The 17,332-nt window shown below is 58.3% G+C and carries 12 protein-coding genes and 1 tRNA gene; 8 read left to right on the top strand and 5 right to left on the bottom strand.

What is annotated here, in order from left to right; all coding sequences use genetic code 11:
* The first annotated feature begins 199 nt into the window (after positions 1 to 199).
* Together nhaB and dsbB are read left to right on the top strand one after the other, a co-directional pair.
* On the top strand, positions 200 to 1,780 hold the full coding sequence (gene nhaB / locus AC1P02_RS15415; RefSeq protein WP_005310998.1) for a Na(+)/H(+) antiporter NhaB: 1,581 nt from the start codon (positions 200 to 202) through the stop codon (positions 1,778 to 1,780).
* A 392-nt stretch (positions 1,781 to 2,172) separates the two neighbouring features.
* Complete coding sequence (dsbB, locus tag AC1P02_RS15410) at positions 2,173 to 2,694, top strand: disulfide bond formation protein DsbB (RefSeq protein ID WP_485182611.1); 522 nt, start codon at positions 2,173 to 2,175, stop codon at positions 2,692 to 2,694.
* Positions 2,695 to 2,902: 208 nt separating this feature from the next.
* On the opposite strand, the gene AC1P02_RS15405 is transcribed toward dsbB, so the two are convergent.
* The 3 genes from AC1P02_RS15405 to uvrB all read right to left on the bottom strand — a co-directional run bounded on the left by AC1P02_RS15405 (position 2,903) and on the right by uvrB (position 6,007).
* A complete protein-coding gene (locus tag AC1P02_RS15405) occupies positions 2,903 to 3,553 on the bottom strand; it encodes a DedA family protein (protein ID WP_485182610.1) in 651 nt (216 codons plus the stop codon).
* Positions 3,554 to 3,728: 175 nt separating this feature from the next.
* Positions 3,729 to 3,953 (bottom strand): YkvA family protein, encoded by a 225-nt coding sequence (locus tag AC1P02_RS15400; protein ID WP_265421446.1) that lies wholly within the window; start codon positions 3,951 to 3,953, stop codon positions 3,729 to 3,731.
* A 41-nt stretch (positions 3,954 to 3,994) separates the two neighbouring features.
* A complete protein-coding gene (uvrB, locus tag AC1P02_RS15395) occupies positions 3,995 to 6,007 on the bottom strand; it encodes an excinuclease ABC subunit UvrB (protein WP_125606855.1) in 2,013 nt (670 codons plus the stop codon).
* 133 nt (positions 6,008 to 6,140) lie between these two features.
* Between uvrB and AC1P02_RS15390 the strand changes: the two genes are divergently transcribed.
* The 6 genes from AC1P02_RS15390 (at position 6,141) to AC1P02_RS15365 (ending at position 13,748) form a co-directional block, all read left to right on the top strand.
* Positions 6,141 to 6,216, top strand: a tRNA-Asn gene (locus AC1P02_RS15390).
* A 783-nt stretch (positions 6,217 to 6,999) separates the two neighbouring features.
* Positions 7,000 to 8,685 (top strand): aspartate:alanine antiporter, encoded by a 1,686-nt coding sequence (locus tag AC1P02_RS15385; protein WP_265467873.1) that lies wholly within the window; start codon positions 7,000 to 7,002, stop codon positions 8,683 to 8,685.
* A 293-nt stretch (positions 8,686 to 8,978) separates the two neighbouring features.
* Positions 8,979 to 10,496, top strand: coding sequence for an MltF family protein (locus AC1P02_RS15380; protein WP_485182609.1), 1,518 nt, complete (start codon positions 8,979 to 8,981; stop codon positions 10,494 to 10,496).
* 240 nt (positions 10,497 to 10,736) lie between these two features.
* Entirely contained in the window at positions 10,737 to 11,702 is a 966-nt protein-coding gene (locus AC1P02_RS15375; protein ID WP_485182608.1) for a tripartite tricarboxylate transporter substrate binding protein, read from the top strand.
* A 42-nt stretch (positions 11,703 to 11,744) separates the two neighbouring features.
* A complete protein-coding gene (locus AC1P02_RS15370) occupies positions 11,745 to 12,206 on the top strand; it encodes a tripartite tricarboxylate transporter TctB family protein (RefSeq protein ID WP_059167527.1) in 462 nt (153 codons plus the stop codon).
* Between the two features lie 9 nt (positions 12,207 to 12,215).
* Positions 12,216 to 13,748, top strand: coding sequence for a tripartite tricarboxylate transporter permease (locus AC1P02_RS15365; protein WP_440145813.1), 1,533 nt, complete (start codon positions 12,216 to 12,218; stop codon positions 13,746 to 13,748).
* A gap of 82 nt (positions 13,749 to 13,830) precedes the next feature.
* Here AC1P02_RS15365 and AC1P02_RS15360 read toward each other — a convergent pair whose 3' ends face one another.
* Together AC1P02_RS15360 and AC1P02_RS15355 are read right to left on the bottom strand one after the other, a co-directional pair.
* Positions 13,831 to 14,511, bottom strand: coding sequence for a response regulator (locus AC1P02_RS15360; protein ID WP_485182607.1), 681 nt, complete (start codon positions 14,509 to 14,511; stop codon positions 13,831 to 13,833).
* Complete coding sequence (locus tag AC1P02_RS15355) at positions 14,512 to 17,292, bottom strand: ROK family protein (RefSeq protein ID WP_485182606.1); 2,781 nt, start codon at positions 17,290 to 17,292, stop codon at positions 14,512 to 14,514.
* Between the last annotated feature and the right edge of the window lie 40 nt (positions 17,293 to 17,332).

Raw genomic sequence — 17,332 nt, 5'->3', positions numbered from 1 at the left:
GGCGCCAACCAGCCCCACTGCCTGTAGATAAAACAGACATTATCTTGGGCAAGGGGCACTATGTTATTTATAGTTAAAGCTCTTTTTGATTAAAATCATGAAGAATCAATCTGATATGGGACAGCATCCGGATGTTTGGGTCGAGCTAGCCTCGACTGCATAGACGCAGAAATCAACAACAAAACAGAGACCCATTATTATGCCAATCAGCTTAGGGAACGCATTTGCCAAGAACTTTTTGGGTAATGCGCCAAAGTGGTACAAGAGCGCAATTCTGTTATTTCTGGTGATCAATCCGATCGCCTTTTATCTCGATCCCTTTGCTGCCGGTTGGCTGCTGGTCGTCGAATTCATCTTCACCCTGGCCATGGCGCTCAAATGCTATCCGTTGCAACCCGGTGGCCTGCTGGCCATTGAAGCAGTGCTCATTGGCATGACTTCCGCAGAACAAGTCAAACATGAACTGGTAGCCAACATTGAAGTGCTGCTGCTGCTGGTGTTTATGGTGGCAGGTATTTACTTCATGAAGCAGTTGCTGCTCTATGTGTTTACCAAACTGCTGATCCGGATCCACTCCAAGACCCTGCTATCTCTGGCATTCTGCCTGGTGTCTGCCTTTCTGTCAGCCTTCCTCGACGCCCTGACCGTGATCGCAGTAGTGATCAGTGTGGCGACCGGTTTCTATGCCATCTACCACAAGGTCTCCTCCGGCAAGGAGTTTGGCCATCAACATGATCACACAGACGATCACTCTGTTCACGAACTCAGTCGCCAACACCTGGACGATTTTCGCGCCTTCCTGCGCAGCTTGATGATGCATGCCGCCATCGGAACGGCGCTGGGGGGTGTCTGCACTCTGGTGGGTGAGCCACAAAACCTGATCATTGGTGAGCAGGCCGGTTGGAGCTTCGGCGAGTTTGCCATTCGCATGGCACCAGTGACCATCCCCGTTTTCATCTGTGGCTTGCTCACCTGTATTCTGGTGGAAAAGTGCCGCTGGTTTGGCTATGGCGCAAAGTTGCCGGATGCTGTGCGTCACATCATGGAAGATTACAACCGTTACGAGGAAGCCGGGCGCTCCCCGCAGGACAAGGCCAAGCTGATCGTGCAGGCAGTGATAGCCATCTGGTTGATCTTGGGTCTCGCCATGCACCTTGCGGCCGTGGGGTTGATCGGGCTGTCGGTCATAGTGCTGGCTACCTCGTTGACCGGCATCAACGATGAACACTCTCTGGGCAAGGCCTTTCAGGAAGCTCTGCCCTTCACTGCCCTGCTTGCCGTCTTCTTCAGTGTGGTCGCCGTGATCATCGATCAACAGTTGTTCCGGCCCGTGATCCAGTGGGTACTGGCCGCAGAACCGGATGATCAACTCGCCCTCTTCTATCTGGCAAACGGCCTGCTCTCCATGGTCAGTGACAACGTCTTCGTCGGCACCGTCTACATCAACGAGGTGAAAACAGCACTGCTCAACAATGCCATCAATCGCGAACAGTTCGATCTGTTGGCGGTCGCCATCAATACCGGCACCAACCTGCCCTCGGTCGCCACCCCTAATGGCCAGGCGGCTTTCCTGTTTATGCTCACCTCGGCGCTGGCCCCCCTGTTGCGGCTCTCCTATGGTCGCATGGTGTGGATGGCGCTACCTTACACCCTGGTGCTGGGTCTGGTCGGTTTCTTCTCGGTAGAGCTGCTGCTCGGTCCTGCCACCGAGTGGTTTTATCAGGCCGGGTGGCTTCTGCCTCACAGCGGTGCCCCCGCTGTATTGCCTGCTCTGCACTAAAGACCAAGGGCCCCTGCGGGGCCCTTTCTTTTAGCTATTCCCAATTATCTGTTGTATGGAGCACCGCATACAAACAATGCCTGACATTCCCCCTCTTTCAGTAACGTTCCAGCATCCTGCGCCAATCCAGACAATTTCTCAGGCCATGGGTGCCACTACATGGCATCACTCCATCCGTGCTTTCAACTGACGGTGCTACTTGTTCACATGTTGGATCTGGTATCCGCTCAACTTGACGGTTAGGCACGGTCTTCAAAGCAATTACCTACCCCAGGATGGGCCTTACAACAAACAATGGATTCATCTCACAATGCGGGATTGGGACAGCACCTTTCTTTTTATCCCCTGCTCTGCTCTAATTCAGCCACTGTTTTTTCTGTGAGATCAACCAGATGATTGAGTTCCTGCGTCGTATTACCGCCCATCGACTGGCATGGGGTCTGCTTGCCGCGTCCGCTTTGTTTCTTGAGTTGAGTGCCCTCTTCTTCCAATATGTGCTGGGTCTGCACCCATGTGTCATGTGCGTGTACGAGCGCCTTGCCATCCTGGGGGTGCTCTCGGCAGGATTGCTCGGCATGATAGCGCCAGAGAAGTGGTATCTCCGCTGGAGTGCCCTCTTGCTCTGGGGCTACAGTGCCTTCCGTGGCCTTCAGCTGGCACTGAAGCACGTGGATTATCAGATGAATCCTTCCCCATTCAACGTCTGCAGCCCTTTTGCCGACTTCCCCAGCTGGGCTCCTCTCGATCAGTGGCTGCCTTGGCTATTCTTCCCGGATGGAGATTGCAGCGAGATCAGCTGGCAATTCCTGAGCTTCTCCATGCCTCAGTGGCTTGTCGCCATCTTCGCCGCCTACCTGCTGGTGTTTGTGGTCGTGACCATCGGCAATCTGGTCAAGGGACGGTGCTGCAGCTAATGCAGAGTAACAAGCATGAAAAAGGGAGCCATTGGCTCCCTTCTTCATGGGGCTGAATACCATCTTTTCAGCCTGCCTCTGGCGTTTGTGATCCTGGCTATCAGCAACCGGCTCAAGGGGCACCCATGCGGCTGAACCAGTGTATACACAATAAAAATGGGAGCCAGTCGCTCCCATTTCCATGACCTGCTCGTCAGCGACGCGCCGATCATGCGGCCTTGCTGGCGTGCATCCTGGCCCTTGCCATGCCGATGACCATGGGCAACAGTGAAATAAAGATGATGCCGAAAATGAGCAGCGTAAAGTTTTGACGCACCACGGGCAAGTTGCCAAAGAAGTGGCCGGCATACACGAAGGAAATAACCCACAGCAGCCCCCCCACCAGGTTGAATACCAGGAAGCGCGGATAGGTCATGGCACCCATGCCTGCAACGAAGGGAGCAAAGGTACGCACGATCGGCAGGAAACGGGTGATGATAATGGTCTTGCCACCATGACGGTCATAAAAGGCGTGAGTCTTGTCCAGATAATCCCGACGGAAGATTTTGGAGTCAGGGTTACGGAACAGTTGCTCGCCGAAGAAGTGGCCAATGGTGTAGTTGACCACGTTGCCCAGCACGGCAGCGATGATCAGCAGGGCCGCCAGGGTATGAACATCCAGCACACTGCCCACTGTGAGGGCACCGGCAGCAAACAGCAGTGAGTCACCCGGCAGGAAGGGAGTGACCACAAGCCCTGTCTCGCAGAAGATGATCAGGAACAGGATGGCATAAACCCAGACGCCATAGTTTTCAAAAAGTTCTCTCAAATGCACGTCAACGTGCAGAATAAAGTCAATCGCAAACAGGATCAGATCCATTTTTTCATACTCATGAAGTGAACGGCGTGGAGTCTACGCCAATGCATTCAGGGTCACAATCTTCCCATTGAGCTCTTTTTAATCAACGAAAGGCGAAACTCAATCGATTCTCTTTTTATCCAAAAAATCATAAATAACCAACGCCTGTTCACCCCTGATTAAGAGGGAAACTGATTCAGTCTCGTTTATCCAGTGTCAGCCTGACATGTTCGGGCAGGCACTTCTCCCATCCCCACAACAAAAGCAGCAGCAGGGTCAGGTCATCACACCAGCCAAGCAGGGGGACCACATCGGGGATGAGATCCACTGGGCTGAGGCCATACAGCAGTATGAGGATCACCAGCACCTTGGCCCACCAGGGAGTGGCAGGATGGCGGAAGCCCTGATAGAGACGGCGCATGCGCCGCCAGATGAGCCAGCGTTTGCCGTTCGGCTTATTGTTCAACTCTCGATCAACTCGTGGCGCAGCCGCTGGATCTGGTCTCGCAGCGCGGCTGCCTGCTCGAACTCCAGATCCCGCGCGTGCTGGAACATCTGCTCTTCCATCCGCTTGATCTCTTTGGCGATCTCGCTGGCGGAGCGAACATGGTACTCCCCTTGTGGCTCGGCTGCCTTGCGACCTCCCCTGCCCGCCTTGCCTGCACTACGGCTGCCTCCCATGTCCATCACATCCCCCACCGACTTGTTGAGCCCTTTGGGGGTGATGCCGTGTTCGAGGTTGTGAGCATGCTGCAGGGTCCGACGGCGCTCCGTCTCCTCGATGGCAACCCTCATGGAGTTGGTGATGGAATCCCCGTACAGGATCACCTTGCCGTTGAGGTTGCGGGCGGCGCGGCCAATGGTCTGAATGAGGGAGCGGGTGGAGCGCAGGAAGCCCTCTTTATCCGCATCCAGGATGGCCACCAGAGAGACCTCCGGCATGTCGAGCCCCTCTCGCAGCAGGTTGATACCCACCAGCACGTCAAACTTGCCGAGGCGCAGATCGCGAATGATCTCCACCCGCTCTACGGTATCGATATCCGAGTGCAGGTAGCGCACTCTAACATCATGATCCGCCAGATATTCGGTCAAATCCTCCGACATTCGCTTGGTGAGGGTCGTCACCAGCACCCGCTCCTCCACCGCGACCCGCAGCCGGATCTCGGAGAGCAGATCGTCCACCTGGGTGGTCACCGGGCGCACCTCTATCTCGGGATCGAGCAAACCGGTCGGGCGCACTACCTGCTGCACCACGTCATCGCCGGATTTACCCAGCTCGTAGGGACCAGGGGTAGCCGAGACAAACACCGTCTGCGGCATCAGGGCCTCGAACTCATCGAACTTGAGGGGCCGGTTGTCGAGTGCCGAGGGCAGACGAAAGCCGTACTCCACCAGCGTCTCCTTGCGGGATCTGTCCCCTTTGAACATGGCGCCGATCTGCGGCACCGTCACGTGGGATTCGTCGATGATGAGCAGGCCATCCCCTGGCAGGTAGTCAAACAGGGTGGGCGGCGGCTCCCCCGGTGCACGACCGGAGAGGTAGCGGCTGTAGTTCTCGATACCGGAGCAGTAGCCCAGCTCCTGCATCATCTCCATGTCGAACTGGGTGCGTTGGCTGATGCGCTGCTCCTCCACCAGCTTGTTGAGAGACAGCAGCTGTTCCCGGCGGCTTTTCAACTCCTCCTTTATATGTTCGATGGCACCCAGAATGGTTTCGCGCGGGGTAGCGTAGTGGGTCTTGGGATAGATGGTGTAGCGCACTACCGTCTGCTCGATGGCACCGGTCAGGGGATCGAACTGGGAGAGCCGCTCCACCTCTTCATCAAACAACTCCACGCGCAGCGCCAGCTTGTCCGACTCGGCGGGGTAGATGTCGATGACCTCTCCCCTCACCCGAAAGGTACCACGCTGGAATGCCATGTCATTGCGGGTGTATTGCAGCTCGGCGAGACGACGCAGTATATCCCGCTGGTTGATCACGTCCCCGACTTTGAGGTGCAGCATCATGCTGAGGTAAGCCTGTGGGTCCCCCAGACCATAGATGGCCGACACGGACGCGACTATGATGACGTCACGCCGTTCCAGTAGTGCCTTGGTAGCCGACAACCGCATCTGTTCGATGTGATCATTGATGGAGGCATCCTTCTCGATGAAGGTGTCCGTGGTCGGTACATAAGCCTCGGGCTGGTAGTAGTCGTAGTAGGAGACGAAATACTCCACCGCATTCTCGGGGAAAAACTCCTTCATCTCGCCATAGAGCTGGGCAGCCAGCGTCTTGTTGGGGGCCATGATCATGGTGGGGCGGTTCAGGGTCGCGATCACGTTGGCCATGGTGAAGGTCTTGCCCGAACCTGTCACCCCGAGCAGGGTCTGATGGGCCAGGCCGGACTCGATGCCATCAAGCAGACGGGCGATCGCCTCTGGCTGATCCCCTGCGGGTTGAAACTGGCTGGCCAACTGAAATAACTTGCTCATGACGACTCCCGGCAAAAAACGGCAAGGAAGAAGTGTACTCCGAGTTGGGGTGGCCTGGGTATCCACTCTCCTGCCCAAGCGGCTATTGACCTCAAAAAGCGACCTCTGTATGATGCCCCTCCTTGCCTGATGTTCCCCCGTAGTTCAGTCGGTAGAACGGCGGACTGTTAATCCGTATGTCACTGGTTCAAGTCCAGTCGGGGGAGCCAATTCCTCACCATCTCGGTGCAAGTCGGTGCAAGTTATCCACTTTAGTGCTTTCCTCTGCCGATTTTAATGCACAAGCCGCTCACTGCGGTGACATCCCCCATTTTTCTCCCTGTCCATGCCAGCAGCGTTTTGTTCTGTTGCGTCTAACTATTTGATTTTTATAGAAACATTTTTCTTCCGGTATTTTTTGAACAGCCCTTGCAACCCAGTATTGGCGCGGCCTGCAGCCTGATCGCCAAGTTTCACGCACAGGGTTATCCACAGAATCTGTGGGTAAGTCAGTCAAACCCAGTCACTGCCTAGCTTGGCAGGCCATTGCCATCGACCGGCTCCGATTTCTCTTCCCAACCTCATTTTCTACTGTTTTTGAGTGCCCCCCTAAATGGGTCGACACTCCGGCCATCAGATGCCTTTTCCAGATATCTTTTCGCTATCCCGCGAGCAGTGGGTCAGCATCCGTACCTGCCCCTTGAACCTGTTCCTGGCTCAACCCCCGCTCTTCAGTCAGATATGCTGAAAAACCACGAAACGACTCTCCCAAACAGCAGGGAATAAATTTTCAAGCAGGTCATGCGGACAAGGATCACAGATAGCAGGAATCACTAATTGACAGCGGGGCAGACAGCGCGAAATAGAACGGATCTTCCTGGTTACCCCGTGTTTTCCCTCAACCAAGGGGCAGCAAGGCAGCTTGCTACCGATTAATCCTCCTTTGGCGCTTCTTTATTGGTAAGGGATCCGGCACAATATCGGCCCCACTTTTTTCCTCGGTTTTTCCGGGCATGACCATAGATTTCGTGACACTGTTACATCAAAGCGACTCCCTGCTGCTGTTCGTGGTACTGGCCTTCGGCCTGTTGCTCGGCAAAGTCAGGCTCGGCAATTTCCAGATTGGCAACACCATAGGCGTGCTGTTTACCGCCCTGCTGTTCGGCCAGATGGGTTTCGAGTTCACCGCCACCACGGAGAACGTCGGCTTCATGCTGTTCATTTTCTGCGTGGGGATAGAGGCGGGGCCGCACTTTTTCAGCGTCTTCCTGCGGGACGGCATTCACTACATCACCCTCACTCTGGTGATCCTGCTGACGGCGCTGCTGCTGACAGTGGGGCTCGCCAAGTTCTTCAACCTGGGGCCAGGCATGGCAGCTGGCATATTGGCCGGTTCGCTGACCTCGACCCCGGCCTTGGTGGGGGCACAGGATGCCCTGCGCAGCGGCCTGCTCAATCTGCCCCATGGCACCGACATGCAACCCGTGCTAGACAACATGGGGATCGGCTATGCGCTGACCTATCTGGTCGGCCTGGTGGGGCTGATGCTGGTGGTGCGCTACCTCCCCTCCCTGGCACGACTTGACCTCAACACCGAGGCCCAGAAAATAGCCCGCGAGCGGGGGTTATCGGACAGCGAGAGCCGCAAGACCTATCTGCCCATCATCCGCGCCTATCGGGTCGGCCCCGAGCTCGCAGCCTGGATTGGTGGTCGTACCCTGCGGGAAACCGGTATCTATCCCCATACCGGCTGCTATGTCGAGCGGATCCGCCGCAACGGTATACTGGCGAGCCCGGATGGTGATGCCGTCATCCAGGAAGGGGACGAGATCGCCCTGGTAGGCTATCCGGAAAGCCACGAGAAACTCGACGTCAATTACCGTAACGGTAAAGAGGTGTTCGACCGCAACCTGTTGGACCTTCAGATAGTTACCGAAGAGATAGTGGTGAAAAACGATGGGGTAGTCGGGCGCCATCTGGTGGAGCTCAACCTCACCGAGAAGGGCTGCTTCCTCAACCGGGTGGTACGTTCCCAGATAGAGATGCCGTTTGATCGCAACATCATGCTACAAAAAGGTGACGTGCTGCAGATCAGCGGCGAGAAGCAGCGGGTCAAGCTGCTGGCCAACAAGATCGGCTTTATCAGTATCCACAGCCAGACCACGGATCTGGTCGCCTTCACCACCTTCTTCGTGCTGGGCCTGCTGATCGGCTCAGTCTCCCTGGTATTTGGCCAGCTCGAGTTTGGTCTGGGCAACGCCGTCGGCCTGCTGCTGGCAGGGATCCTGATGGGCTATCTGCGCGCCAACCACCCCACAGTCGGCTATGTGCCGCCCGGGGCATTGCGTCTGGCCAAGGATCTGGGGCTCGCCGTCTTTATGGTGAGCACGGGTCTGAAAGCCGGTGGCGGCATTCTCGATCACCTGAGCCAGGTCGGTGCCGTGGTGCTCTTCTCCGGCATGCTGGTGACTACCTTGCCGGTACTGGTGGGCTATCTGTTCGGGGTCTGGGTGTTGAAGATGAACCCGGCACTGCTGCTGGGCGCCATCACGGGTGCTCGCACCTGCGCCCCGGCCATGGACGTGGTGAACGAAGCGGCCAACAGCTCCATTCCGGCGCTTGGTTATGCGGGCACCTATGCGGTTGCCAACGTCATGTTGACCCTGGCGGGGTCCTTCATCATCGGCTTCTGGTTCTAACGCCACATCGGATTTGCTGCAATAGAAGGGGAGCCGTTATGGCTCCCCTTCTATATTTCAATTTCACGGCTTCCCCATTCCCTGTCCCCTGACAGATACCGCGGCATCTCGTGCCCGCAGCCATCCGCATCACACCTCTGCCCCAACAGGTATTCTTGACTATCTCGCACGAGACGGCTGCGGCACCACAAAATAGAGCCAATGGTGCTATCTGACACGTTGCACCAAACTCAATGAGCTAAGTAGCTCCTTGCCTGCCACTTACACTCAATGAAAAGAGTGAGGTACTCATCATGAAAAGGTTATGGATCATTCTGGGCTGGATGCTGTGCTGCCTGGCGCCGGCCACGGCGGCTGAACAGACGGCAGCGCCCGACGAAGTGCCGGCGTCCCTGGCATTTAGCGCAGAGGAACTGTCCCGCCCTCGGTTGGGTGACCTCGATGACATGCTGGCGCGACGCACCATCCGGGTGCTCACCACCTACAACAAGACCGGCTACTTCATCAACAAAGGGGTCCAACGGGGCGTAACCTATGATGCTTTCATGCAGGTAGAAAAACGGCTCAATGATCAGCTGCGCAAACAGAAGGCCATCAAGCGCCACCTCAAGCTGCAGTTCGTCTTCATTCCGGTTGCCCGTGAAGCCCTGCTGCAAGCCCTGATCGACGGCAAAGGTGACATAGCGGCAGCCAACCTCACCATCACGGATCAGCGCAAAAGGCAGGGCGTGGCGTTTACCAATCCCTTATTGGAAAACGTGCGGGAACTGCTGATCTCGGGGCCTCACTCACCCAGGGTGGAGAGTGTCGCCGAACTCGGTGGCCAAACTGTCCATGTCCGCCCCTCTTCAAGTTACTTCGAGAGCCTCATCGCCTATAACCAGGCCAAAAAGGACTCAGGAGAGCCCCTCATCGACATCAAGCCGGCACCGGAATCTCTGGAAGATGAGGATCTGGTGGAGATGGTCAATGCTGGCCTGCTGCCCTTCATTGTCATGGATGAGCACAAGGCTCGTTTCTGGAAGAAGATTTTTCCCGCCATCCAGATCCACGAACAACCCGCATTCCGTGAAGGGGGTGTCATCGCCTGGGCCGTACGCAAGGAGAGTCCCAAGTTGCTCGCCATGCTCAACGAGCAGATAGCAGCCCAGCGGGGCAAGGCCACAGGAGAGGATATCCTGGCCCGTTACCTCAAGCAGAACAAATTCGTCAAGAGCGCTGCCGCCGAGACTGAGCGCAAGAAATTCCTGCAGCTGGTAGATCTGTTTCGCCAGTACGGCGATCGTTTCGATGTGGACTGGCTGTTGATCGCGGCTCAGGGCTATCAGGAGTCGGCACTCAACCACAAGGCGCGCAGCCCGGTCGGTGCCATCGGCATCATGCAGATCATGCCCGCCACCGGCAAAGGTCTGAAGGTAGGCGACATTCGCCAGCTCGAACCCAACATCCACGGTGGCGTCAAATACATGCGCTGGATGATCGATCACTACTACGCCGACGAGCCCATGACGGCCCTCGACAAGGCCTTGTTTTCATTTGCTTCCTACAATGCCGGCCCTGCACGGGTGGCACGACTGCGGACAGAGGCCAAGAAACGGGGACTGGATCCCAACATCTGGTTTCATAACGTCGAGTATGTGGCGGCCGAGAAAATAGGGCCAGAAACAGTGACCTACGTGGGCAACATCTACAAGTACTACATCGCCTACAAGCTGGTGATGGAGCAGCTGCAGCTCAAACAGCAGGCCACTGAAACCATCAAACAGCAGGAGACCATCGGTGACAAGGTTTCCTCCGCGACAAAAACATAGCGGCGACCAAGCTGCTGCCAGCACGAGCCAGGCTCCCCACTTTTTACGCGGGGAGCCTGATGTTTTTTACCTCCAGAGCCTTGCCAGCGCGACATCAAGCCATCTTGAAACAACAAAGCGTCTGCTCATGACCAAAATGCACAAAATGACCAGAACAGCCTTAATAGCCATTACGGTCAGATTGTTCTCCAACTAGACACGATTAATTAACCTCATTGCAACAATCACAAGGAGTACATCATGTTGCAAGGAACCCTCAAGCGCACCCTGCTCTGCTGCCTGCTTGGCGCCAGCCTCGGCGTACAGGCCAAAATAGATGAAATCCACTTTCTGATCCCGGGCGGTGCCGGCGGTGGTTGGGACAACACGGCCCGGGGTACCGGCGAGGCGCTGACCAAGTCCGGCCTCATCGCCACCGCCTCCTATCAGAACATCTCAGCCGGTGGTGGCGCCAAGGCCATCGCCCACCTGATCGAGACCTCGGCCCAGTCCGACAAGACGCTGATGGTCAACTCCACCCCCATCATCGTCAAATCCCTCTCCAAGGAGCTGCCGCAGTCCTTCCGGGATCTCACGCCGGTCGCCGCCATTATTGCCGATTATCAGGCACTGGCCGTACCGCTGGACTCGCCCTATCAGGATTGGTCCCAACTGTTGGCGGCCTATGAAGCCAACCCTGCCAAGGTGAAGATAGCCGGCGGATCCGCCCGTGGCAGCCTGGATCATCTGGTGGCGGCCATGACCTTCAAGAATGGAGGGGCAGATGCCAGCAAGCTGCGCTATGTGGCCTATGATGCGGGCGGCAGCGCCATGGCGGCAGTGCTGGCGGGAGAGACACAGGTGCTCTCCACCGGTTTTGGCGAAGCAATGGAGGCGGTCAAATCCGGCCAGATGCGGATCCTCGGTGTCACGGCACCCGAGCGGATGCCGGATGCCAGCCAGATCCCGACCTTTAGTGAGCAAGGCAATCCGACTGTCTTTGCCAACTGGCGTGGCTACTTTGCCTCCCCCACTGTCAGTGCGCAAAAATCCGCCGAGTTTGCCGCCCTGCTCAAGCAGATGTATGACAAGCCGGAGTGGGAAACGGTCCGCGCCCGCAACAGCTGGACCAATCTCTACCAGTCTGGTCCCGAATTCACCGCCTTTCTCAACAGCCAGGAGCAGCAAATCGGCAGCCTGATGCGTGAGCTCGGCTTCATCAAATAATCCCTCAGTGGCGGGCGAGGCCCGCCCATTGGAGTCACCATTATGCACATGACCAAGGAGCGGCTCGGGGGGCTGCTGTTTTTGCTGCTCTCCCTCGCCTATGGCTATCACGCCACCCTGATCCCCGGTTATCCCGGGGACGAGTATGAACCCTTTACCGCCAGCACCTTGCCCTATGCCCTGTCAGGCGTCGGCGCCCTGCTCTCCCTGCTGCTGATCTGTTTCCCTGGCGGAGAGAGACTGCATAAGGAAGCCGGTAACTGGCGGCTGGTATTTGCCTTGCTGCTGCTGATGCTGATCTATGGGGTGGCCCTCGGCTGGCTCGGCTTTGTCATCGCCACCATCCTGTTCCTCATCGGCGGGATCCGCTTGATGGGCGAGCGGAGCCTCTCCTTCGCCTGCAAGGTGAGTGTGCCCTTCACCCTCATTTTCTGGGCTCTGTTGACCAAGGTGCTCAACGTCTACCTCGAACCGGGTCGGCTGTTCACCTACTTGCTGGGATAAGGAAATCACATGTTAGACGGAATCTTGCAAGGCCTGGGCACCGCCATGATGCCCATCAACATCTTCATGGTGATAGTAGGCTGCTTCGTCGGCACCTTTATCGGCATGCTGCCGGGGTTGGGCCCGGTCACCGCCATCGCCCTGATGATCCCCATCACCTACGGGCTGGATCCGGCCTCCGGCATCATATTGATGGCCGGGGTCTACTACGGCTCCATGTTCGGTGGCTCCACCTCCTCCATTCTGATCAACACACCGGGTTGCTCGGCCAGCATGATCACCGCCATCGACGGCTATCCCCTGGCCTGCAAGGGCCAGGCCGGCAAGGCGCTGGCCATCGCGGCCTACGCCTCCTTCACCGGCGGCACTCTGTCGGCCATCTTCCTGATGGTGGCGGCACCGCTGCTCGCCAAGGTCTCCCTCTCCTTCCAGTCGGCGGACTACTTCGCCCTCATGGTACTGGGACTCTCCGCCGTGGCCGCCTTCGCCGGCAAGGGACAGGTACTCAAGGCGCTGATCATGGCGCTGTTTGGCATCATGCTCTCCACCGTCGGCATCGATCGCAGCGTCGGGGTGGACAGATTCACCTTCGGCCTGCCGGACTTGCGCGATGGCTTCTCCTTCCTGCTGCTGGCCATGGCCACCTTCGCCCTGGCAGAGATCCTGATGACGGTATTGCGCCCGGGCAAAGATTCCCGTGACGAGGAGGCGAACAAGATCCAGCAACTCGGATCTCTCAAGCTGAGCAAGGCAGAAGTAAAAGAGATAGCCCCACCCATAGTGCGCTCCTCTGTGCTGGGTTTTCTCATCGGCGTGCTGCCGGGTGCCGGCGCCACCATCGCCTCTTTCATGGCCTATGGTGCCGAGCGAAACTTCTCTCGCAAAGCGAAGCGGGATGAATTCGGCAAGGGCAGCCTGACCGGCATTGCCGCGCCGGAGGCGGCCAACAATGCGGCTTCCAGTGGTGCCTTCGTGCCTCTGCTGACTCTGGGGATCCCGGGCTCGGGCACCACGGCACTGATGCTGGGGGCGCTCATCGCCTATGGCATTCAGCCGGGCCCTCGCCTCTTCATGGAGCACCCGGACGTCTTCTGGTCGGTGATCATCTCCATGTATCTGGGCAACGTGGTACTGCTGATCCTCAACCTGCCGCTCATTCCCTATCTGGCCAAGATCCTGCAAGTACCGCGTCCCGTGCTTATTCCCATGGTATTGCTGTTCTCGCTGATCGGGGTCTATCTGGTCTCGTTCAACACCATGGACATCTATGTGATGGCGCTGGTGGCGCTGATCGCCATCGGGCTGCGCCTGCTGGACTTCCCCATGGCTCCCATGCTGCTCGGTTTCATTCTGGGGGGCATGCTGGAGGACAACCTGCGCCGGGCTCTGGTCATCAACGACGGTTCACTGAGCTTCCTGTGGGAGCGACCCATCACCCTCGGCTTCACGCTGGTCACCCTGGTGATGCTGCTGTTGCCGGTCTGGCAGTGGTGGCAGGCTCGCAGGGCGCCAGTGGAAACGCTGCACTCGGAGCTGACCTGATCCCCATGAGCTTGCAATGTAAAAGAGCGCCCAAAGGCGCTCTTTTTATGACATCAAAGATGATGTGCAGCATGCTGAGGCGTCAGTGTTGGCGCTTTTGTATTGCCTGATAGCGGCGCTCCGGCCGCCCGACAGTGCCGTATTCCAGCTCAGGACTCGCCAGCTGCTGGCCCACCAGAAACTCCAGATAACGGCGCGCAGTGGTGCGGCTCACCCCCACCCGGTTGCCTATCTCCTCGGCACTGGCTCCCACCCCCGTCAGCGCCGCCAATACCCGTTGCAGGGTAAGCGCATCTATCCCTTTGGGCAGGCCGCCGGCCGCCACCTGCTGCAGCGGAGTACCGAACAGGGCATCCACCGCCTGCTGATCGATGTCAGCCAGCGCTGCCAGCGCGGCGCGGCTCTGACAATAGTTATCAAGCGTATCCCGCAATCGTTCGAACACCACGGGTTTGAGAATGAAGTCCACCACCCCGAGCCGCATCGCCTCTTGCAAGGCGGCCGCCTCCCGCGCGGCAGTGAGCAGGATGACATCCAGGCAGGCCCCGACCTGACGCAGTTCACGCAGCAGGGCAAAACCCTCTCCGTCGGGCAGCCACACATCCAGCAACACCAGATCGGGTTTGAGGATGCCAATCTGCTCTCTGGCATCGAACAGGGTGAGCGCCACCCCCAGCACCTCAAACCCCGCCAGCCGCTGAACGAAGCGGCGGTGGATCTCGGCGATGGCCGGATCATCTTCGACGATCAGGATCTTGATCACTCACACCTCCTTGGGAATGTAACAGACGACGCAACTTCCCTGCGCCGTGGCTTCTATGGTGATGGTCCCCTGCAGGGCATCCAGCGTCTTGCGCACCAGAGCAAGGCCGATACCGTGACCGGGCTCGACCTTGCTGCTGACCCCGCGCTCGAACAACCTGTCTGCCAGGGCAGGATCTATGCCGCCGGCTCCGTCCTCCACCTCCAGGATGAGATCCTGGCCGAGATCGCTCAACGAGACCCGGATCGGCTGGTAAGGCGCACCGTGGCGACGGGTCGCCTCGAAGGCATTGTCGATGAGATTGCCCAGCAGTGTCACCAGCTGGGAACCGCTCACACGAAGAGGGATGTCGTGCAGACGAGAATCCGGGTCCACCACCAACACCAGCCCCAGCTCGTGGGCCCTGTGATACTTGCCAAGCAACAGCCCTGCCACCTTGGGCTTGGCAATGGCCCCCATCAAGAAGCTGAGCAGGGTTTGCTCGGTAGCAGCTTCCCGTCCGATGAAGGCGAGCGCCTCCTGGGTAGCACCCAGTTCTATCATGCCGGCTATGGTGCCGAGCTGGTTGTTGTGTTCGTGGGTCTGTACTCGTAGCAGGTCACTGTATGCCTGTACCTGGGAGAGCTGGGCGCTGAGCTCGGCCAGCTCATCCTTGCGGCGAAAGCTCGACACGGCACCGATCAGCTTGCCGTCCCGCACCAACGGCAGCCGGTTGACGATGAGCTGCTGGCCGTTGAGCACTATCTCTTCATCAAACTGGGGGCGCGGATCCTGAATGAGGGAGAGCATGCGGCTTTCAGGCAACAGTTGGGTGACGGGTTGGCCGAGCGCCGCCCTCGCCGCCTGCTCATCGAGGCGCAGCAGCCGGATGCCATTCGGGTTGAGGGAGGTAAGCCTGCCTTGCTCATCTATGGTGAGGATCCCCTCGCGTACGGTACGCAGGGTGCAATCCAGCTCCGCATAGAGGCGCCCGATCTGCTCGGGTTCGAACCCCAGGATGGCCCGCTTGTAGCGCCGCGCCAGCCAGGCGGCAGCGGCGCTGTTGAGCAAGACGATAAGCAGGGTCATCGCCAGACCAAAGCGCAGAAAATCCTGAAGATCTGCGTCTATGTCGCGCACCAGATAACCGACCGACACCACGCCAATGACCTGTCCCATCTCGTTGCGGATCGGCCCCTTGCCGCGCACCGAGACACCGAGCGACCCCTGGGCACGGGAAATATAGGCTTCTCCTTGCAGGGCACGGGCAGGATCGTCCCCCACCATGGGCTGGCCGATGCGATCCGCATTGGGGTGCACCAGCCGCCTCGCCTCGCTGTCACCAATGACGATGTAACTGGCGCCGACTTCGGCGCGGATCCGCTCAACCAGCACATTGAGCCGGGCTGTGTCGCCCCGCTTTACCCCGGCAATGACGCCGGGCTCACGGGCCACCAGCCGCGCCACGTCAAGGGCCTGATCGCCTACCTCCTGGTAGCGCTGCTCGGAAACGTAGTAGTAACTGGCCCCGCTCAGCAACACCAGTTGCAGCAGACTGACCAGACAGAGCATGAGCAGGAAGCGTCCTTGCAACCCGAGCGTCATGCCTCCTTGTCGCCTCGCAACAAGTCGAGCAGCAGGCTGCCATCGCGCAGGGCCTTGTGCACCTGTACCGAGGTGGGCTTGGTGGGATCTTCGTAGAAATGGGTGGATTCGATCTGCAGCCGCACCAGGTATTCGGCCGGCAGCTGGCTGGCCAGAGACTGGTGCAGCATGGGGAACAGCAGCCGATCGGCGCGAGTTATTTCCCCCCCCCAGCAGCAGCTTGCCCGGATTGAGCAGACAGATGAGGTTGGAGAGCACCCGGGAGAGACGACCGGCCGCCTGATGCAATATGTCCTGACACAGGCTGTTGCCCGCCAGCGCCAGCTCGCACAACTCGCGGATGGTGACACTCTCCGGCAAGTCATACTCCTGCATGCGCTCGCGCAGATCCCGGTATTGCGCCTCCAGCGCCTGATTGGTCACCAGGGTACAGGCGCAGCCAAAGCCGCCGCAGTAGCAGCGCTGGCCGTAGGGTTCGAGCTGCAGGTGGCTGAGATCGCCGAGCAGTGCCGACTCGCTCTCGATGAGCTGACCGTTGACCACCATGCCGACACCTATGTCGTTGTGGACGAACACCAGCACAGCATCGGCACAATTTTTGGCGGCGCCCCATTCACGCTCGGCCTGGATCCAGGTGCGCACATCGCCACTGACCAGCACGGGTACCTCGAACGCCTGTTGCAGGGTCGGACCAAGTGGCCAGTTGCGCAGATCATAGAAGGGGAAGTGTTTCACCATGCCGGAGTGACGCTCCACCTGCCCGGGCAGACAGAGGGCGATACAGGCAAGGCGCAACGCCTTCTTTGGCAGGAAACCCTCAATGGCTCGCACCAGACTGGCCAGCAGATCGGCACGTTCCGCTTCGCTGAAAGTATGACGATGACGGGCGAGAGAACGACCGGCCAAATCGAACAGGGCCATGTCCACATAGCCACGGCCGAGGCGCATGGAGAGAAACTGGAAGCGGCGTTCGTTGATGCGCAGCAGGGTCTGACGGCGACCACGCCCCACCGAGCTTTCGCCACAGGTCACCACCAGACCGCCATCGAGCAGTTCACGGGTGATCTTGGTGATACTGGCCGGAGAGAGGCCGGTCAAACGGGACAGATCGGTACGGGACAGCTCCTTGTGCTCCTCCAGGCTGGCGTAGACCAGGCCATAGTTGAGCTGACGGATCAAATCGATACTGCCTTTCACGATCTCATTCATAGGGTACGGGTTAACGAAAGGAACGGAT

It is taken from the genome of Aeromonas sp. TS_SC_11, from assembly GCF_057318915.1.
The sequence above is the reverse complement of the archived record's forward strand: the minus strand, read 5'-3'. Positions and strand labels throughout refer to the sequence as shown.